21 protein-coding genes are annotated in these 18,673 nt (G+C 70.5%); 15 read left to right on the top strand and 6 right to left on the bottom strand.

The features are described 5' to 3' along the window. Position 1: 1 nt before the first annotated feature. From ABE438_RS09340 to ABE438_RS09320, 5 genes are all read right to left on the bottom strand, one after another. A complete protein-coding gene (locus tag ABE438_RS09340; protein WP_346502320.1) occupies positions 2–1,030 on the bottom strand; it encodes an amino acid ABC transporter substrate-binding protein in 1,029 nt (342 codons plus the stop codon). A gap of 20 nt (positions 1,031–1,050) precedes the next feature. After that, positions 1,051–1,680 (bottom strand): L,D-transpeptidase, encoded by a 630-nt coding sequence (locus ABE438_RS09335; RefSeq protein ID WP_346502319.1) that lies wholly within the window; start codon positions 1,678–1,680, stop codon positions 1,051–1,053. 17 nt (positions 1,681–1,697) lie between these two features. Continuing rightward, complete coding sequence (locus ABE438_RS09330) at positions 1,698–2,207, bottom strand: hypothetical protein (protein WP_346502318.1); 510 nt, start codon at positions 2,205–2,207, stop codon at positions 1,698–1,700. Positions 2,208–2,453: 246 nt separating this feature from the next. Beyond that, entirely contained in the window at positions 2,454–3,788 is a 1,335-nt protein-coding gene (locus ABE438_RS09325; RefSeq protein WP_346502317.1) for a sensor histidine kinase, read from the bottom strand. After that, positions 3,785–4,447, bottom strand: a complete 663-nt coding sequence (locus ABE438_RS09320; protein WP_346502316.1) for a response regulator transcription factor — start codon at positions 4,445–4,447, stop codon at positions 3,785–3,787. Before ABE438_RS09320 ends, ABE438_RS09325 begins: the two co-directional genes overlap by 4 nt. A 152-nt stretch (positions 4,448–4,599) precedes the next feature. Between ABE438_RS09320 and ABE438_RS09315 the strand changes: the two genes are divergently transcribed. From ABE438_RS09315 to ABE438_RS09285, 7 genes are all read left to right on the top strand, one after another. Then, entirely contained in the window at positions 4,600–5,226 is a 627-nt protein-coding gene (locus ABE438_RS09315) for a DsbA family protein (protein ID WP_346502315.1), read from the top strand. Then, positions 5,223–5,900, top strand: coding sequence for a L,D-transpeptidase (locus ABE438_RS09310; protein WP_346502314.1), 678 nt, complete (start codon positions 5,223–5,225; stop codon positions 5,898–5,900). The genes ABE438_RS09315 and ABE438_RS09310 overlap by 4 nt, the downstream gene beginning before the upstream one ends. A 120-nt stretch (positions 5,901–6,020) precedes the next feature. Continuing rightward, positions 6,021–7,316 carry a bifunctional sulfur transferase/dioxygenase Blh gene (gene blh / locus ABE438_RS09305; RefSeq protein ID WP_346502313.1) on the top strand — a complete coding sequence of 432 codons (1,296 nt, stop codon included), beginning with the start codon at positions 6,021–6,023 and terminating at the stop codon, positions 7,314–7,316. Then, the gene (gene bigR / locus ABE438_RS09300) at positions 7,310–7,648 is read left to right on the top strand and encodes a sulfite-sensing transcriptional repressor BigR (protein WP_346502312.1); all 339 of its coding nucleotides are present in this window, start codon (positions 7,310–7,312) and stop codon (positions 7,646–7,648) included. Before blh ends, bigR begins: the two co-directional genes overlap by 7 nt. Continuing rightward, on the top strand, positions 7,645–8,049 hold the full coding sequence (locus ABE438_RS09295) for a YeeE/YedE family protein (RefSeq protein WP_346502311.1): 405 nt from the start codon (positions 7,645–7,647) through the stop codon (positions 8,047–8,049). Before bigR ends, ABE438_RS09295 begins: the two co-directional genes overlap by 4 nt. After that, positions 8,049–8,489, top strand: coding sequence for a YeeE/YedE family protein (locus tag ABE438_RS09290; RefSeq protein ID WP_346502310.1), 441 nt, complete (start codon positions 8,049–8,051; stop codon positions 8,487–8,489). Before ABE438_RS09295 ends, ABE438_RS09290 begins: the two co-directional genes overlap by 1 nt. Beyond that, complete coding sequence (locus ABE438_RS09285) at positions 8,486–9,265, top strand: sulfite exporter TauE/SafE family protein (RefSeq protein WP_346502355.1); 780 nt, start codon at positions 8,486–8,488, stop codon at positions 9,263–9,265. Before ABE438_RS09290 ends, ABE438_RS09285 begins: the two co-directional genes overlap by 4 nt. Positions 9,266–9,298: 33 nt before the next feature. Here the strand turns inward: ABE438_RS09285 and ABE438_RS09280 are convergent, their stop codons facing one another. Then, complete coding sequence (locus ABE438_RS09280) at positions 9,299–9,937, bottom strand: TetR/AcrR family transcriptional regulator (protein ID WP_346502354.1); 639 nt, start codon at positions 9,935–9,937, stop codon at positions 9,299–9,301. A 347-nt stretch (positions 9,938–10,284) separates the two neighbouring features. On the opposite strand from ABE438_RS09280, the gene ABE438_RS09275 reads away from it, so the two are divergent. From ABE438_RS09275 to ABE438_RS09240, 8 genes are read left to right on the top strand one after another with little or no spacing between them, the layout of a single operon-like run. Then, entirely contained in the window at positions 10,285–11,148 is an 864-nt protein-coding gene (locus ABE438_RS09275; RefSeq protein WP_346502309.1) for an FAD binding domain-containing protein, read from the top strand. Next, positions 11,145–11,636, top strand: coding sequence for a (2Fe-2S)-binding protein (locus tag ABE438_RS09270; protein ID WP_346502308.1), 492 nt, complete (start codon positions 11,145–11,147; stop codon positions 11,634–11,636). Before ABE438_RS09275 ends, ABE438_RS09270 begins: the two co-directional genes overlap by 4 nt. After that, a complete protein-coding gene (locus tag ABE438_RS09265) occupies positions 11,633–14,005 on the top strand; it encodes a xanthine dehydrogenase family protein molybdopterin-binding subunit (RefSeq protein ID WP_346502307.1) in 2,373 nt (790 codons plus the stop codon). Before ABE438_RS09270 ends, ABE438_RS09265 begins: the two co-directional genes overlap by 4 nt. Positions 14,006–14,043: 38 nt before the next feature. After that, positions 14,044–15,288 carry an ABC transporter substrate-binding protein gene (locus ABE438_RS09260; RefSeq protein WP_346502306.1) on the top strand — a complete coding sequence of 415 codons (1,245 nt, stop codon included), beginning with the start codon at positions 14,044–14,046 and terminating at the stop codon, positions 15,286–15,288. A gap of 34 nt (positions 15,289–15,322) precedes the next feature. Next, positions 15,323–16,195, top strand: coding sequence for a branched-chain amino acid ABC transporter permease (locus tag ABE438_RS09255; protein WP_346502305.1), 873 nt, complete (start codon positions 15,323–15,325; stop codon positions 16,193–16,195). Between the two features lie 10 nt (positions 16,196–16,205). Beyond that, positions 16,206–17,204: a branched-chain amino acid ABC transporter permease gene (locus tag ABE438_RS09250; protein ID WP_465248589.1), complete on the top strand. Its 999-nt coding sequence runs from the start codon at positions 16,206–16,208 to the stop codon at positions 17,202–17,204. Further along, complete coding sequence (locus tag ABE438_RS09245) at positions 17,201–17,956, top strand: ABC transporter ATP-binding protein (protein ID WP_346502304.1); 756 nt, start codon at positions 17,201–17,203, stop codon at positions 17,954–17,956. The genes ABE438_RS09250 and ABE438_RS09245 overlap by 4 nt, the downstream gene beginning before the upstream one ends. Beyond that, positions 17,949–18,653 carry an ABC transporter ATP-binding protein gene (locus ABE438_RS09240; protein WP_346502352.1) on the top strand — a complete coding sequence of 235 codons (705 nt, stop codon included), beginning with the start codon at positions 17,949–17,951 and terminating at the stop codon, positions 18,651–18,653. The genes ABE438_RS09245 and ABE438_RS09240 overlap by 8 nt, the downstream gene beginning before the upstream one ends. The last annotated feature ends 20 nt before the right edge of the window (positions 18,654–18,673 follow it).

The following is an 18,673-nucleotide window of genomic DNA, read 5'->3' as shown; positions in this document are numbered from 1 at the left end:
CTCAGCGCATGGGCGGCGCGTAGAGCACGCCGCCCATGTTCCAGAGCTGGTTCAGCCCGCGCGGGATTGAAAGCCGCGAGCCCGTGCCGAGATTGCGCTCGTAGATCTCGGCATAGTTGCCGGTCGCCTTGACCGCGCGCAGCGCCCAGTCCGGCGCCAGGCCGAGCGACTTGCCGAAATCGCCCTCGGCCCCGGTGAAGCGGCGCACGTCCGGCTTCTGCGAGGCCTGGGCCTCCTCCACCGTTTCCCTGGATATTCCGAGCTCCTCGGCGTTGATCAGCGCGAAGTTCACCCATTTCACGATGGTGAACCAGCGGAAGTCGTCGGCCCGCACCACCGGGCCGAGCGGCTCCTTCGAGATCACGTCCGGCAGCACCACGGCCTCGCCCGGCCGCGTCAGGCGCAGCCGCTCGCCATGCAGGGCCGACTGGTCGCGGGTCAGCACGTCGCACTGGCCCGACTGGAAGGCGGAAAACGCTTCGGCGGCCGTCTTGAATGGTTTCTCTTCGTAGCTCATCGCATTGGCCTTGAAGAAGTCCGCGAGGTTGAGCTGCGTCGTCGTGCCGGTCTCGACGCAGATCTTCGCCTTGTCGAGTTCGAGCGCGCCATCGACGCCCAGTGTGCGCTTGGCGAGGAAGCCCTGGCCGTCATGATAGGTGATGCCGGCGAAGGCGAGGCCGAGCCCGGCCTCGCGCGACAGTGTCCAGGTCGAGTTGCGGGCGAGCAGGTCGACCTTGCCGGAGGTCAGCGCCTCGAAGCGCTGGCCGGCCGCCAGCGGCGTGAAGGCGACCTTCTCCGGATCGCCGAGCACGGCGGCGGCGACCGCGCGGCAGAAATCGACGTCGAAGCCGAACCATCGCCCTTGGGCATCCTGGTCGGAGAAGCCGCTCAGCCCTTCGCTGACGCCGCAGTTCAGCGTACCGCGCTCGCTGACGCTCTCCAGCGTGCCGGCCTGCGCCGGGGCGAGTGCGACCAACGCGAGCAGGCCGGCCGCGGCGAGGCGCAGGGACCGGCGGGCGAAAACGGTCATGGAATCCACTCCTGTCGCGCTCACAGCGCGGTCTTGTGCCGGATGATCACCTTGGTGCCGACCGGGATGCGATCGTACAAATCGATCACGTCGCCATTGGCGAGGCGGAAGCAGCCCGACGAGATCGCCTGGCCGATGGTCTCGGGCTGGTTGGTGCCGTGGATGCGGAACACGGTCGAGCCGAGATAGAGCGCGCGGGCGCCCATCGGATTGCCCGGTCCGCCGGCCATGAAGCGCGGCAGATAGGGCTGGCGCTGCAGCATGTCCGGGGGCGGGCGCCAGTCCGGCCACTCCGCCTTGCGGCTGACCTTGACCTGGCCCGACCAGGTGAAGCCGTCGCGCCCGACGCCGATGCCGTAGCGCAGCGCCCGGCCATTGCCCTGAACCACATAGAGGAAGCGCTCGGCGCTGTGGATCACCACGGTGCCCGGCGGCTCGCTGGAGCGGAACAGCACCATCTGCCGAGCATAGGGGCCGTCAGTGATGCGCACCTCTTCCGTCGAGATGCGGCCGGGCTCGTCGCCGGGATCGGTATCGCCGCCCGCGCCGATCGCGGCGGGCGGGCGCGGCTGGGCCGGCGCCGGCCCTGCCAGGGCCAGGAAAGCGGCGGCGAGGCCGGCGAGCGCGGCCGTTGCGGGGCGTGGGCGCATATCCGTCCTCCCCCGCATCAGCCGCAGCGCGCGAAGATGAAGGTGCCGTAGCGCCGGTGCGCGTCGGGATCGACGAAGCGCGTCACCAGCATGGTCTTCGAGACCGAGAGCAGCTCGCGATCCTGCGGATCGCCCGCCGGCGCCTCGAAACCGAGATAGGTCTTGCCGCCGGAGCCCGCCTTGAGCCGCAGCTCGTAGCGCTTCGGGTCGTCAGCGACATGCATCATCACGCCCTCGTTCGGGCCGGCGGTGATGGCGTAGGGCTGGCCGCATTGCGCCTTGGCCTGCGCCTCGGTGCGCTTGCGGTCCTTCTCGGTGTGGAAGGAGGCGATGCCCCAGCGGCCGATCAGCGCTTCGCGGCTGACATCTGCCGGGGCGGGCGCCCGCGCCGTGGCGCCGGGCGCGCCCGACGAACCACCGCCGGCGCAGCCGGCGAGCAGCAGGGCGGCCGCGGCGGCTGCGAGCAGGGGCAGACGGTGCACGGGCCGGGCGCAGGCGGCAGCGCGATAGAGCATCAATTCAGTCATCCGTCCTCCCGCCGACCGGCCGTTCCGCGTCTCGTGGCGCGAAGCTATAGCATCGGATGAATCGGGCGCCAGCGCCAAGCCCGCCGCGCCCGCGAGCGATCTGCCGGGCGCCGGGCCAGCATAGCGACGCGTACAACACCGGGCGCTGGCCACGATGATCCTGCCTCGTCATGGCGCGGGCGCCATGGTCGCGGCTGCAAAGCCGGTCGTCTTGGTCCACGACCTGGCGAAATCTCGTCGCGCCGCTCAGCTGCGGCTCTCGCCGGCCGCGTTCCAGCCGAGGCGGCAGCGCAGCCCGCTGCGGTCGCTCCGGTTCTCGAGCGACAGCACCGCGCCGATCCGCCCCGCCGCCATCTCGGCGATGGTGAGCCCGAGCCCGGTCCCGCTGGTGCCGCGCGTGCTGCCGCGGAAGAAGCGCTGCGTCACCTGCGGCAGTTCCGGGGCGGGAATGCCCGGCCCTTCATCCTCCAGCAGCAGGCCCGCGCCATCGGGTGCGAGCCGCCAGCAGATCCGGCCCGGCCCCGTCATATGGCCGAGCGCATTCTCATGCAGGTTGCGCAGGATCAGGCTCAGGCTGAGCGGCTCGGTCGTCAGCATGCACCCGTCCAGCGCCGGGTCGATCGCGACGACGACACCGTCGCGCTTCGGAGCCGCCTCGTCGACCTCGCGCAGCGCCGCGCCGAGATCGACCGGCTCGCGCGCCGCCGCGTCCGGCATCGCCTCCAGCCGCGCCAGCGCCAGCAATTGCCGGGCGAGGCGGTTGGTGCGGTCGACAGAGACCAGCGTCTGGCGCAGCGCCTTGTCGCGCACGGCCGGGTCGCTGGCGGCGAGCGCGACCTGCACCTGCGTCTTCAGCCCGGCGAGCGGCGTGCGCAGCTCGTGCGCGGCGAAGGCGGTGATCTCGCGCTCATGGCGGCGCGCCGCCTCGACCTTGCCGAACAGCCCGTTCAGCGCCGCGATCAGCGGGCGGACCTCGGAGGGGGCCTCGCCATCGGCTATGGCGCTCATGTCGTCGCCCCGGCGCAGGGCGATCTCGCCGGCTATGGCATTGAGCGGCTTGAGGCCCCGTCCGAGGCTCAGCCAGATCATCAGCCCGAGCAGCGGCACGATCAGCAGCGCCGGCGCGACCAGCCCGGCGACGAGGTCGCGCACCAGCTGGTTGCGCAGGCCGACCCGGTCGCCGACCGAGACGCGCACGTCCTTGGCCTTGTCGACGATGGTGTAGACCCGCCAGATCTCGCCGGCGACCATGTGCTCGACGAAGCCCTCGCCGTCGCGCGCGAGGTTCTGCATCGGCGCGCCGCTGGAGCGCGCGAGCAGGCGCCCGCCCAGCGACCAGATCTGGCAGGAGAGCTGGCGCGAATAGCTCGTTTCCTCGAAGGCCGGTGCGTCTGCCGCCGTCGCCATGTTGCCGGCCGCGACCAGCGAATGGACCATGCGCGCCGCCTCCTGCAGGCGGGTGTCGAGCACGCGCTCCAGCTCGGCGCGGCTGCAGATGAAGGTCCAGGCGACGGCGCAGAGCCAGATCGCGCCGGTGGCGGCGGCGAGCAGCAGGAAGAGGCGGCGGCGCAGCGAGCTCATGACGGCCGCCGCATGCGGTAGCCGACGCCGCGCACCGTCTCGATCGCTGCGCGGCCGATCTTGGCGCGCAGATTGTGGATGTGCACCTCCACCGCGTTGCTTTCGACCTCTTCCTGCCAGCCATAGAGCCGGTCCTCCAGCTCGGCGCGCGAGCGGATCACGTCCGGCCGCTCCATCAGCGCCGAGAGCAGCGCGAATTCGCGGCGCGACAGCGAGACCGGCCGCCCGTCGAGCGAAGCGCCGAGCGTCGCCGGGTGCAGCACCAGCCCGCCGAGGCTGAGACTGGCCTCCGAGCGGCCGGCGCCGCGCCGCGACAGGGCGCGCAGCCGGGCCGCCAACTCGTCGAGGTCGAACGGCTTGCCGAGATAGTCGTCGGCACCGGCGTCGAGCCCGCGGATGCGGTCCGGCGTCTCGTCGAGCGCGGTGAGCAGCAGCACCGGCGTCGCGTCCCTGGCACGGCGCATCTCGGCCAGCAGGTCGAGGCCGGAGCCGTCCGGCAGCATCAGGTCGAGCACCAGCGCGTCGAAGCCGCCCACGGCGATGGCGGCGCGGGCCTGCTCGCAATCGCCGACCTGGTCGACGGTCCAGCCGGCGAGGCCGAGACCGGTCTTCAAGCCTTCGGCCAGTATGGGGTCGTCCTCGACCACCAGTATGCGCATCGTCGCGTCCGTTCCCGGTTCGGTTCGCGCCTGATCCTGCGGCCCGAGCTTAAGGCTGGCTTAAGCTGGGCGGCGAGGCTGGCGCTCATGGCTTACCACCGAACCGCGCCGCCCCGCAGGGCCGGCCACCGTGCTCGACAAGGACGAACCCGATGAATCGCAGGAGCTTTCTCGCCGCGGCCGCGGCCGCGGCCGCGCCGCTCTCCGTCATGGCGGCGCGCAGTGCGCAGGCGCAGGGCGTCGACGTGCAGGGCATCCTCAACGATCCCGAGGCGCCGACCGGCGGCAACCCGAAGGGCGACGTCACGGTCGTCGCCTTCTTCGATTACAACTGCCCTTACTGCAAGGTCGCCGCGCCCGTGCTCGCCCGCGTGGTGAAGGAGGATGGCAGGGTCCGGCTCGTCTACAAGGACTGGCCGATCCTCTCGGAGGCGTCGGTCTATGGCGCGCAGCTCGCGCTCGCCGCGAAGCGCCAGCGCCAGTACGAGCGCGCCCACCACGCGTTGATGGGCATCACCGGCCGCCGCGCCACCAAGGAGGCGATGCTGGCCGCGGTGCAGGCCTCCGGCATCGACATGGCCAGGCTCCAGAGCGACCTCACCGCCGGGGCCGACGCCACCCTGACGCTGCTGCGCCGCAACCATGCCCAGGCGGATTCGCTCGGCCTGCAGGGCACGCCGACCTATCTCGTCGGGCCGTTCCGCACCTCGACGCTGGACGAGGCCGGCTTCCGGCAGGCCATCGCCGATGCGCGCGAGAAGCAGGCGGCCGGCCAGTGACGGAACGCCTCCTGCCGCGACGCGCCGTCCTCGGGCTCGCGCTGTCCACCTCCCTGCTCGCCGCCTGCGCCACCATGCCGGTCCAGCCTCCGCCACCGCCCGCGCCGCCGCCGGATCCGCGCTACGGCGCCATCGAGGGCGAGCCCTTCAATATGCCGGCGGTCTCGCTCGACGATCTGCAGCCGCGCTTCCGGCGCCAGCTCGTCGCCGATCCGACGGGTGAAAAGCCCGGCACCATCGTCGTCGATCCGGCCAACCACTTCCTCTATCTCGTGCAGGAGAACGGCATGGCGCTGCGCTATGGCGTCGGCGTCGGCCGCGAGGGGCTGGCCTGGTCCGGCACCGCCAATGTCGCCTACAAGCGCGCATGGCCGCGCTGGACGCCGACGCGCGACATGATCCGGCGCGAACCCGAGAAATATGCGCGCTGGGCCGGTGGCATGGACGGCGGCGAGAGCAATCCGCTAGGTGCCCGCGCGCTCTATCTGTTCCAGGGCGGCAGGGACACGCTCTACCGCATCCACGGCACCAACGAGCCCGAGACGATCGGCGAATCGGTCTCGTCCGGCTGCATCCGCATGACCAATCAGGACGTGATCGACCTGCATCGGCGCGTCGCCGCCGGGGCCAGGGTCGTGGTCCTCCCGGCCGGGCCGGACAGCGCCGGCGGGTGAGGGGAGGCAGGCTCCGCCCGCCCCGCGCTGCGGCGACCTGCCGCGCGGGGGCGGGGCTGGTCGTCCATCAATATACAATATAATAAAACGTATATTGATCGAGCGCGAGAGGAGCCTCCGATGACCAGCGTCAAGATCAGCGATCGCCTGACGGTCGCCAGCCAGCCGACCCTGGATGCCATCCCGGCCCTGGCGGATAACGGCTTCGCCGCCGTGCTGAACAACCGGCCGGGCGGCGAGGAGCGCGACCAGCCCGACAGCGCCGGCGAGAAGGCTGCCGTCGAGCGCGCCGGCCTGGTCTATGGCTTCGTCCCCGTCACCGGCGCGACCATCACCGAAGCCGATGTGCGCGCCTTCCAGCGCTTCGTCGCCGCCGCGCCCGGGCCGGTCTACGCCCATTGCCGCAGCGGCACCCGCTCGACCACGCTCCATGTGATCGGCGAGGTGCTCGACGGCCGGATGAAAGCCGACGAGGTCGAGGCCTTCGGGAGGGCACGCGGCTTCGACCTCTCCGGCGCGGTGCGCTGGCTGGCGCGTCACGCCGCGCAGTCGCCGCGCGTCACGGGCTTCCACGATCCGCGCACCGGCAGCATGCAGTACGTCGTCGCCGATCCCGCGACGAAGCAGTGCGCTATCATCGATCCCGTCTACGATTTCGACGAGAAATCGGGCGCGACCGGCACGGCGCATGCCGACGAACTGCTGGCCTATGTGGCGCGCGAAGGGCTGAGCGTCGCCTGGATCCTCGACACCCATCCCCATGCCGACCATTTCTCGGCCGCGCATTATCTCAAGCAGAAGACCGGCGCCCCAACCGCGATCGGCGCCCATGTCGTAGACGTCCAGAGGCTCTGGCAGGGCTTCTACAACTGGCCCGAGCTCAAGACGGACGGCTCGCAATGGGACCGGCTCTTCGCGGACGGGGACAGCTTCGCGATCGGCGGATTGACCGGGCGGGTGATGTTCTCGCCCGGCCATACCCTGGCCTCGGTCACCTATCTGATCGGCGACGCCGCCTTCGTCCACGACACCATCTTCATGCCGGATTCCGGCACGGCCCGCGCCGATTTCCCCGGCGGCAGCGCCGACGCGCTCTGGTCCTCGATTTCGGCCATCCTCGCTCTGCCCGACGAGACGCGGCTCTTCACCGGCCATGACTACGAGCCGGGCGGCCGCGCGGCGAAATGGGAGAGCACGGTCGGCGAGCAGAAGCGCGCCAACCCGCACCTCGCCGGCATGACGCGCGAGCGCTTCATCGCCCTGCGCGAGGCGCGCGACCGCACCCTGCCGATGCCGAAGCTGATCCTGCACGCGCTACAGGTGAACATTCGCGGCGGGCGCCTGCCGGAGCCCGAGGCCAACGGCAAGCGCTACCTCAAATTCCCGCTCGACGTGCTGGAGGGCGCGACATGGTGAGCGTCGCCGAGGCGGCGCGCGCTCTGCCGCCGGCCGAGATGGAGGCGCGGGCCGGCGAGGTCGCCGGCCTGCTCAAGACGCTGGCGCATCCGGCGCGGCTGATGCTCGCCTGCACGCTGGCGGAGGGCGAATATGCGGTCGGCGAGCTGGAGGAGCGGCTGGGCATCCACCAGCCGACCCTGTCGCAGCAGCTCGGCGTGCTGCGCGAGGCCGGCATCGTCCAGACGCGCCGAGAGGCCAAGCAGATCTTCTATCGCCTGAGCGAGGAGAAGGCCGCGCGGCTGATCGAGGCGCTCTACATCATCTTCTGCGCCCCGGAGGCGTCGTCATGAACTCCTACTGGCCATCCCTCGCAGGCGGCATGCTGCTCGGCCTCTCCGCCGGCCTGCTGCTTCTGCTCAACGGCCGCATCGCCGGTATCAGCGGCATCGTCGGGCGCCTGCTCGGCGGCGACCGGCTCGCCCTGAACGGCGCCTTCGTCCTCGGGCTCCTCTGTGGGCCGCTGCTCTATCGTCTCGCCTTCGGCGGGCCGCCCGCGGTGACGATATCGACCTCCTGGCCGGTGATCGCGCTGGCCGGCCTGCTCGTCGGCATCGGCACGCGCATGGGCTCGGGCTGCACCTCGGGTCACGGCATCCTCGGCTTGGCCCGCTTTTCGAAACGCTCCTTCGCCGCGACGGCGAGCTTCCTGCTCGCCGGCATGGCGACGGCCACGCTGGCGGGGCTGCTCTGATGAATACGCGCGCCATGATGCGGATCGTCGTCGCGCTGGGCTGTGGCGCGCTATTCGGCTTTGGCCTCGCGCTTTCGGGCATGGCCGATCCCGCCCGCGTGCTCGGCTTCCTCAACCTCGCCGGCGACTGGGACCCGAGCTTGATCTTCGTGCTTGGCGGGGCGGTGGGCGTCGCCTTGCCCTGCGTGCTGCTGCAGCGCCGGCTGCGCCGCCCGCTGCTCGATGCCGGCTTCCATCTGCCGGAGAAGACCGGGATCGACCGCCGCCTCGTCGCCGGTTCGGCACTGTTCGGCGTCGGCTGGGGCCTAGCGGGCTTCTGCCCCGGTCCCGCGATCGCGACGCTCTCGCTCGGCCTCGCCCCGGTCGTCCTGTTCGTCGCCACCATGGCGGCCGGCATGGTCCTGTTCGACCGGGTGATCGCGCCGAGGCTGCCGTGCTGAGCGCCACGCTGCTGCCGGCACTCGGCTCGGGCGGGCTGGTCGGCTTCAGCCTCGGCCTCGTCGGCGGCGGCGGCTCGATCCTGGCGACGCCGCTCCTGCTCTATGTCGTCGGCGTCGCCGATCCGCATGTCGCGATCGGCACCAGCGCGCTTGCGGTCTCGGTCAATGCCTATGCCAACCTGATCGCCCATGCCCGCAAGGGCCATGTGCGGTGGCGCTGCGCCGCGGTCTTCGCCCTGGCCGGCACGCTCGGCGCGCTGCTCGGCTCCAGCCTCGGCCTCGCGGTGGACGGGCGGCGCCTGCTGCTGCTCTTCGGCGGGCTGATGGTCGTGGTCGGCCTGCTGATGCTGAAGCCGCGCGCCGCCGGCGCCGTGGCCGAACGGCCGGCCGATGCGCGCACCTGCGCCGTCACCGGCGGCGCGGCGCTGCTCACCGGTATGGCCTCGGGCTTCTTCGGCATCGGCGGCGGCTTCCTGATCGTCCCGGCGCTGGTCCTCGCCACCGGCATGCCGATGATCAACGCGATCGGCTCGTCGCTGCTGGCGGTCGGCACCTTCGGCTTGGCGACGGCGCTGAACTATGCCCGCAGCGGCCTGGTCGACTGGGGCATTGCGGCGCAGTTCATCGCCGGCGGCGTGGCCGGGGGCATTCTCGGCATGATGCTGGCGACGAGGCTCTCGACCGGCAAGGCGACGCTCAACCGGATCTTCTCGGCCCCGATCCTGACGGTGGCCGCCTATGTCATCGTCCGCAACCTGCCCGCCGCGCTGGGCTGAGGGCAGGGGCGGGGAGGGCGGTGTGGTGAGGGCTCAGGGCGTCGCGGCCGGCAGGCGCCCGGCCACCAGCTCGCGCGAGAGTTCGCGCGCGCCGATGAAGAAGCCGCGCACCGCGTCGCCGACCACGTCGTCGAGTTCGGCCGGCGTCGCCGTCTGGTACACGAAGCGCCGGATCGCGATGTAGAAGATGCGCCCGTGCAGGCCCCAGAACATCTCGGTCTCGCGCTCGGTCAGCGGCAGGATCGCGATGTCCGGCAGGCCGAGCTCCTGGCGCAGCTCCGCGCAGGCCGGCTCGATCACCTCGCGCCGCACGATGTCGAGATAGCGCCCGGTGATGTCGAAGGAGCGCAGCCCCGAGAACACGAAGATGCGCACCCAGTCATGGTCGAAGACCTGGGCGGCGTACTCCCGGTAGAACTGGCCTAGCCTGGCTTCCAGCGGGCGCGAGCGATCCTGAATCAGCGGCCCCCAGCCCGGCTGCCAGCGGCTGAGATAGACCTGCTCGTAGACGCGCTCGATCAGCGCCTCCTTGCTGGGGAAATGCCGGTAGATCGCCGAATGGGTGATGCCGAGGCGCTTGGCGAGCTCGCGCGTCTGCCCCTCGAAGCCGTGCTCGGCGAAGAAGCGGATCGCCTCGGCGAGGATGGACTGCTCGCGATCCGTCGCCCGCATGTTGCGCCGGCGCGGCCGCGTCTCGCCATCGTCGGATGTGGGCATGCCTCGTCCTGTCCCCCAGGTCGCGTCGCACCGTCGCGAGTCGCGCCCGAATTTGCGACCGATCGGTCATTTTGGCTAGACCGCCTGCACCTCTCCCGGCACGCCATGCCATCGTCTAGGCCGCTTCTTGGCGAAACGCCGGGTCCTTCGTTATTCCCATTTGGATATAACCTTCTGATGGTTCAGCGCAATTTTGTGACCAGTTGGTCATTTTATCTTGACGCCCGAGCGAGTGCGTGCACTTAGTTTGAGACCAGATGGTCACAAAATCTGGTCGGGAAACGCACACGGAGTTCGGCGCCTTGAAAGCCCGGGCCTTCAGCTATCTCCGCCCCGCCTCCGTGGCGGAGGCGCTCGCCGCCTTCGCGGCGGCGGATGGCGACGCCAGCTACATCGCCGGCGGGCAGAGCCTCGTGCCGGCGCTGGCGCTGCGCCTGCAGGCGCCCGAGCGGCTGATCGACATCGCCCATATTCCCGAGCTGCGCGGCATCGCGCTGGCGGACGGAGTGCTGCGCCTCGGCGCGCTGACAAGGCATGTCGAGGCCCATGACAACCCGCTGATCGCGGCGCATGCGCCGCTGCTCGCGCTGGCCGCGCCTTTCGTCGCCCATCCGGCGATCCGCAATCGCGGCACGCTGGGCGGCAGCGTCGCGCTGGCCGACCCGGCCTCCGAGTTTCCGGCGATGATGCTCGCGCTCGAGGCCGAAATGGAGATCGCCGGCCCGGACGGAACGCGCCGGGTGCCCGCCGCCGCCTTCTTCCAGGACCTCTACCAGACGGCGATCGAGCCCGGCGAATTGCTGGTCGCCTTCCATATCCCCGTCGCCGGCCCGCATCATCGCTGCGCCTTCGACGAGCTGGCCCGCCGCCGCGGCGACTATGCGCTGGTCGGCTGCGGCGTGATGCTCGGCTTCGACGATGCCATCGTCGCGGAGGCGCGCATCGCCTTCCTCTCCGTCGGCCCGGTGCCGCAGCGCGCGGCCGCCGCCGAGGCGGCGCTCACCGGCCGCGCCCTCGATGCCGAGGCCATCCGCGCGGCGCAGGCGGCGCTCGCCGACGATCTCGATCCGCAGGACGACGAGCAGGTTCCGGCGGCGATGCGGCTGCATCTGGCGCGCGTCCTGCTCGGCCGCCTGCTCGGCCGCATCGCGGGAGACGCCGCATGACGACCGTGCCCGTGACCCTGACCGTCAATGGTGAGACGCTGACGCGGGCTGTCGAGCCGCGCGAGACGCTCGCCGATTTCCTGCGCCGCGATCTCGGCCTCACCGGCACCCATACCGGCTGCGAGATGGGCGTCTGCGGCGCGTGCCTCGTCATGCTCGACGGCGTGCCGGTCCATGCCTGCCTGACCTTCGCGGTGCAGGCCGGCGGCGCCAGGGTCGAGACCGTCGAGGGGCTGAGCGAGAGCGCAGCCATCGCCGAACTGCAGCGCGCCTTCCACGAGCGCAACGCGCTGCAATGCGGCTTCTGTACCCCGGGCATGCTGGTCACCGCGCACGGGCTGTTGCAGCGCGCGTCGCTGCCGAGCCGCGAGGAGATCCGCGACGCGCTCTCCGGCAACTACTGCCGCTGCACCGGCTACGAGGCGATCGTCGACGCCATCGAGCAGGTCGCCCGCAGCCGTGCCGTCGCCGAGGAGGAGCCGGCATGAACGCGCCGCTGGGCAGCCTCGATCGCCCGAACTCCTATATCGGCCGCTCGGTCCCGCGCCCGAACGCCAAGCGCCTGCTCGCCGGGCGCGGACGCTACGTCACCGATCTGGTGCTGCCGCGGATGCTGCACGCCGCCTTCCTGCGTAGCCCGCACGCCCATGCCCGCATCGTGTCGATCGATGCCACCGAGGCGCTGGCCATGCCGGGCGTGCGCCTGGTCGCGACCGGCGCTGACCTCGCCCGGATCTGCACGCCCTGGACCGGCACGCTCGAGCATTTCCGCGGCATGAAATCGGCCCCGCAGCTGCCGCTGCCGGTCGACGAGGTGCTGTGGGCGGGGCAGGCGGTCGTCGCGATCGTCGCCGAGACCCGCGCCCAGGCCGAGGACGCGGCGGAAGCGATCCTCGTCACCTTCGAGGACCTGCCCGGCGTCGTCGACATCGACGCGGCGCGCGCGCCGGGCGCGGTACCGGCCGCAGGCGAGGCGGGCGACAATCTCTGCTTCTCGGCGAAGCTCGACACCGGCGGCATCGACGCGATCTTCGCCGGCGCCGCCCATGTCGTGGAGGAGGAGTTCGTCTTCGGCCGGCACACCGCCGTGACGCTGGAGCCGCGCGCCATCGTCGCCGACTGGGACGAGAGCGAGGGCAAGCTCACCGTCCATCACGCCACGCAGACGCCCTACCAGTTCCAGGACCTGTATTCGCGCCATTACGGCATTCCGGAAGCCAGCGTGCGCGTGATCGCCCCGGATATCGGCGGCTCCTTCGGCATGAAGCTGCACGTCTATCACGAGGACATGGCGGTCGTCGGCCTCAGCCTGCTCTGCGGCCGCCCGGTCAAGTTCGTGGCGGACAGGATCGAGGCCTTCGTCTCCGATATCCATGCCCGCGACCACCGGGTGCGGGCGCGCATGGCGGTCGACGCGGCCGGGACCATCCTCGCCATGGACGTCGACGACGTCACCGCGATCGGGGCGTTCTCGAGCTATCCGCGCACCAGCGCCGTCGAGGGCAACCAGGTCATCCGGCTGATGGGCGCGCCCTATCGCTTCCGCGACTATCGCGCGGGGCTCTCGGTCGTCTTCCAGAACAAGGTGCAGACCAGCCAGTATCGCGCGGTCGGCCATCCGATCGCCTGCGCGGTCACCGAGCGGCTGGTCGACATGGCGGCGGACAAGCTGGGCCTCGATCCGGTCCGCATGCGCGAGAAGAACCTCATCCCCGACGACGCCTATCCGTGCGAATCGCCGACCGGCTACAAGTTCGAGGCGCTGTCGCATTGCGAGAGCCTGGCCCGGCTCAAGGCGCTGATGGACTATGACGGGCTGCGGGCCGAGCAGGCGCGGCTGCGGGCGCAGGGCATCCATCGCGGCATCGGCATCGCCAGCTTCGTCGAGATCTCCAATCCGAGCCCGGCCTTCTACGGCATCGGCGGCGCGCGCATCTCGGCGCAGGACGGCGCGGTGCTGGCGGTGACGCCGTCGGGCGAGATCCGCTGCCAGATCTCGGTCACCGAGCAGGGGCAGGGCACCGAGACGATCATCGGGCAGGTCGTCGCCGACCAGCTCGGCATCGCCCGCGAGCGTGTCCGCGTCATCACCGGCGACACCGAGACGACGCCGCATGGCGGCGCGACCTGGGCCTGCCGCGGCGCCGGCATCGGCGGCGAGACGGCGCTGCAGGCGGCGCGCAAGCTGCGCGGCAACATCCTCTCGCTGGCGGCACAGGTGCTGCAGGCGCGTGCCGAGGACCTCGCCATGCGCGACGGCGTGGTCGTCGACGCCGCGGGCGCCGAGCGCATCAGCCTGGCCGAGATCGCCCGTATCGCCTATTTCCGCTCCGACACCCTGCCGAAGGAGGCGAGCGCGCAGCTCACCGTGGCGCATCATCATGCGCCGCAGGGCTATCCCTTCGCCTTCACCAACGGCGTGCAGGGCTGCCTCGTCGAGCTCGACGTCGAGACCGGCTTCGTCAAGATCCTGAAGCACTGGGTCGTCGAGGATTGCGGCCGCATCATCAACCCGCTGCTGGTGGACGAGCAGGTCCGCGGCGGCGTGGTGCAGGGCCTGGGCGCCGCCTTCTTCGAGGAATGCCTCTACGACGACAACGGCCAGCTGACCAACGGCTCGCTCGCCGACTATCTCGTGCCGATGGCCGGCGAGATGCCGGACATCGTCGTCGCCCATGTCGAGACGCCGACCGCCGACACCGTGCTCGGCGCCAAGGGCTGCGGCGAGGCCGGGACGGCGGCGGCATCGGCTGCGGCCCTCAACGCCGTCAACGACGCCATGGCGCCCTTCGGCGCCACGATCGCCCAAATCCCCATGACGCCCACGCGCCTGCTCAGGGCGCTGGGAACGATATGAACAACGACAACAACAAAGACCACGCGGAGGAGACGACCATGACAGACGAGAGCAAGGGCCTGCCTTTCCTCACCCGCCGCGCCGCGCTGGCCGGCATCGCCGCCGGCGGCGCCACGCTGGCGATGCCCGGCATCCTGCGCGCGCAGGGCGAGACCATCCGCATCGGCTTCCCGACGCCGCTGACCGGCCCCTTCGCCGCCGAGGCCAAGGACCAGGTCAAGAGCGCCGAGCTCGCCGTCAAGCTGGTCAACGACAGGGGCGGCGTCGCCGGCCGCAAGGTCGAGCTGCTGGTCCGCGACGACAAGCTCAACGCCGGCGAGGCAGCGACGCGCACGCTCGAGCTGATCGAGAAGGACAAGGTCCACGCCATCGTCGGTGCGCTCTCCAGCGCGGTGCAGCTCGCGGTCAACGAGGTGACGCGGGCACGCGGCGTGATCTACGTCTCGATCAGCCAGTCGGACACCATCAACGAGAGCAAGGATTTCAGCCGCTTCACCTTCCACGAGGCGCTCAACCCGCACATGACGACCGCCGCGGTCGCCAAGCACACCTTCACGAAGGACTCCAAGGTCGCCTATCTCGTCGCCGACTACGCCTATGGCCACGAGATGCTGCGCGGCTTCAAGCGCGCCCAGGCGGCCATCGGCGCCACCAGCGTCGGCGAAAGCCTGCATCCCTTCGGTGCGGCCGACTACTCGACCTTCATGCCGCGCCTGCGGTCGATGCGCCCCGACATCCTCTGCATCTGCAATTTCGGCCGCGACCAGGCCAATGCGGTCAAGCAGGCGGTCGATTTCGGCATGAACCGCCAGGCGAAGATCGTCGTGCCGGTGCTGCTGCACAACCAGCGCCTCGCCATCGGCCCCGACGCCTTCGAGGGCGTGGTCGGCGGCGCCAATTACTACTGGGGCCTCGAGGACACGGTGCCGAGCGCCAAAGCCTTCAACGACGCCTTCAAGGCGGCCAATGGCGGCGCCTATCCCACCGATTACGGCGCCTATGGCTTCACCGGCGTCTCGTCGCTGCTGCTCGCCATGGAGAAGGCCGGCGGCACCGACACAGACAAGGTGATCGCCGCGCTCGAAGCCCTGAAATACGACGTCGCCAAGGGCCCGCAGCACTACCGCGCCTGCGATCACCAGTCGGTGCAGTCGGTGCTGGTGCTCGAATCGAAGAAGAAGGCCGAGATGAAGAACGAGGCCGACCTCTTCAAGGTGCTGGCCAGCGAGCCGGCCTCCGAGACGATCCTGCGCAGCTGCTCCGAGCTCGGCTTCCCGGCCTGAGCCACGACGAACCACGCCTCGGGGAGGGGCCTTGATGGACGCCGAACTCATCGCGATGCAGCTCTTCTCGGGCGTCGCGCTCGGTGCGATCCTGATCATGGTCGCACTCGGCCTGTCGATCATCTTCGGCATGCTGGGCGTGGTGAACTTCGCCCATGGCGCGCTGTTCATGATCGGGGCTTATGCCGGCCTGTGGGTCGCATCGCTGACCGGCAGCTTCTGGTGGGGGCTGCTGATCGCCCCCATCGCCATCGGCGCCTTCGGCATGCTGATCGAGCGCGTCCTGATCAGGCCGCTCTACAAGCGCTCGGTCGACGATCCGCTGCTGCTGACCTTCGGCCTCGGCTATGTGCTGGTCGAGGCGGTGCGGATCGTCTTCGGCAGCGACGGCATCCCCTTCCAGACGCCGCCGCAGCTGGCCGGTGTCGCCGATCTCGGCATCGGCTTCTTCCCGGTCTACCGGCTCTTCGTGGTCGGCGTCGTCGCGGTGGTGCTCGTGCTGCTCTGGCTCGGGTTGGAGAAGACCCGCTTCGGCCTGATCGTGCGTGCCGGCGCCAAGGACCCGCAGATCATGCGCGTGCTCGGCGTCGATATTGCCACGGTCTGGCTGCTGGTCTTCGGCCTCGGCATCGGCCTGACCGCGCTCGGCGGCGTGCTCGCCGCCCCCATGCGCAACGTCAATCCCGAGAGGGGCTCGCTGGTGCTGGCCGAGGCCTTCGTCGTCACGGTGATCGGCGGCATGGGCTCGCTGATCGGCGCGGTGGTCGCCGGCCTGCTGGTCGGCGTGGCGATCAGCATGACCGCGCTGTTCGCGCCGGAAATGGCGACGATCGTGATGTTCGCCCTGATGGCGCTGGTGCTGCTGGTGCGGCCGCACGGGCTGTTCGGCAAGCCGGTGCGCGGCTGAGGAGATGACGATGACCGCCTCCACCTCCTCCGTCGCCGACGTGATGGGCGGCCCGGCCGGGCAGCGCGGCTGGCGCGCGCGCCTGACGGCCTGGCGCGTGCCGCTCTCCATCCTGGCGCTGTGCCTGCTGCCCTGGGTCCTGCCCTCGCAGGCGCTCGCGGTGAACGTGCTGATCTACGGGCTCGTCGCCGTCGGCTACAACCTGCTCTTCGGCTATACCGGCCTGCTCTCCTTCGGCCACGCCGCCTTCTTCGGCGCCGGCGCCTATGTCACCGGCATCGCCATCGGCCAGTTCGGCGTGCCCTGGTACGCGGCGGTGGCGCTCGGCATCCTCGCCGGCGGGGCGCTCGCCTTCGTCATCGGCGTGCTGTCGATCCGCACGCGCGGCATCTACTTCTCGATGGTGACGCTCGCGCTGTCGCAGCTCGTCTACTACAGCGCGCTGCAGGCCTCCTCGCTCACCGGCGGCGAGAACGGGCTGCGCGGCTTCACAGTGGCGAAGATCGACCTGTTCGGCTGGACCATCGACTTCCTGAACCCGCTGAACAAGTACTACGTGATCATGGTGTTCGCCGCGGCCGCCCTCTGGCTGGTCTCGCGCATCCTGAACTCGCCCTTCGGCGCGGTGATCGAGGCCATCCGCGAGAACGAGACCCGGGCCCGCGCCTGCGGCTACGATGTCGAGCGCACCAAGCTGATCTCGTTCACCCTGTCGGGGCTGATCTGTGCGCTGGCCGGCACGCTCTCGGCGCTGCATCTCGCCATCGTGCCGCTCGATATCCTGCACTACCACACCTCGGGCATGATCGTGATGATGACGCTGCTCGGCGGCGCCGGCAGCTTCTTCGGCCCCTTCGTCGGCGCGCTCGCCTTCCTGCTGATGGAGGACGTGGTTTCGCTCTGGACCTCGCACTGGCAGATCGTCGTCGGCACCGTCTTCATCCTGTTCGTGCTCTTCCTGCCGCGCGGCATCTGGGGCACGGCCCTGGCCTGGAGGGCCGGCCGATGAGCGCTCCCCTGCTTGCGGTCGAGAATATCGGCCGGCGCTTCGGCGGCTTCGTCGCGCTGGAAGGCGTCACCGCCGCCTTCGCGCCCAACAAGGTCACCGCGATCATCGGCCCCAACGGCGCCGGCAAGAGCACCTTCTTCAACGTGCTCTCCGGCGTGCTGCCGCCCTCCGCCGGCACGATCCGCTTCAAGGGGCGTGACATCACCGGCACGCCGCAGCACCGCTTCGCGCATCTCGGCATCGCGCGCTCCTACCAGATCACCAACATCTTCCCGGAGCTCTCGGTCCACGAGAACGTGCGCGTCGCGGCGCAGGCCTTCCGCGCCCGCTACGACATCTGGCGCGACCGGGCCGCGATGACCGAGCTGGCCGAGCGGGCCGACGCCGCGCTGGCCGCCGTCGGGCTGACCGCGCGCCGGGCCGAGACGGCGAAATTCCTCGCCCATGGCCAGCAGCGCGCGCTGGAGATCGCCATCGCGCTCGCCGCCGATCCCGAGCTGCTGCTGCTCGACGAGCCGACCGCGGGCATGGGCCCGGAGGAGACCAAGGACATGGTCGCCCTGCTCGAGCGCCTCGCCGCCGAGCGCACCATCCTCCTGGTCGAGCACAAGATGAAGATGATCCTGGGCCTGTCCGACCGGATCCTGGTGCTGCATCACGGCCGCCTGATCGCGGACGGCAGCCCGCAGCACATTCAGACGGACCCAGAGGTTCGCCGCGTCTATCTGGGGCAGAACGATGGCTATGCTTGAGATCGAGGGGCTGAACGCCTGGTATGGCGCCAGCCACGTCCTGCACGGCATCTCGCTGTCGGTCGAGCCCGGCGCGATCGTCGCGCTGGTCGGCCGCAACGGCGCCGGCAAGACCTCGACCATCCGCTCGGTGATGGGGCTGATGCCGAAGGCGACCGGGTCCGTGCGCTTCGACGGCGTCGAACTGCTGCGGCTGCCGGCGCATGGCCGCTTCCGGCTGGGCCTGGCCTATGTGCCGGAGGAGCGCCGGATCGTGCCCGGCCTCACCGTGCGCGAGAACCTGCAGCTCGGCCTGGTGGCGACCGACGGCTCGATCGACGAGCGCAGCGCCATCGACGAGATCGCCGAGAGCTTCCCGCGCCTGAAGGAGCGGCTCGACCAGCAGGCCATCACCATGTCCGGCGGCGAGCAGCAGATGCTGGCGATCGCCCGCGCCATGATCGCCAAGCCGCGCATGATCCTGCTCGACGAGCCGTCGGAGGGCATCATGCCGGTGCTGGTCGAGGAGATGGGCGTGCTGTTCCGCCGGCTGCGCGACCAGGGCGTCACCCTGCTGCTGGTCGAGCAGAACGTCGAATGGGCGCTGAAGCTCGCCGACCATGCGGTGATCATCGACCAGGGCGAGGTCGTCCATCGCAGCACGGCCGCGGCGCTGCTCGCCGACAAGGACATCCAGGAACGCTACTGCGCCGTCTGAGCACGGGCACCGGAGGCAAG

Origin of the sequence: Allobosea sp. TWI1241, from assembly GCF_039673065.1 — a bacterium.
In the GTDB taxonomy this organism is placed as follows: Bacteria; Pseudomonadota; Alphaproteobacteria; order Rhizobiales; family Beijerinckiaceae; genus Allobosea.
This window is presented reverse-complemented; position numbering and strand designations above follow the sequence as displayed.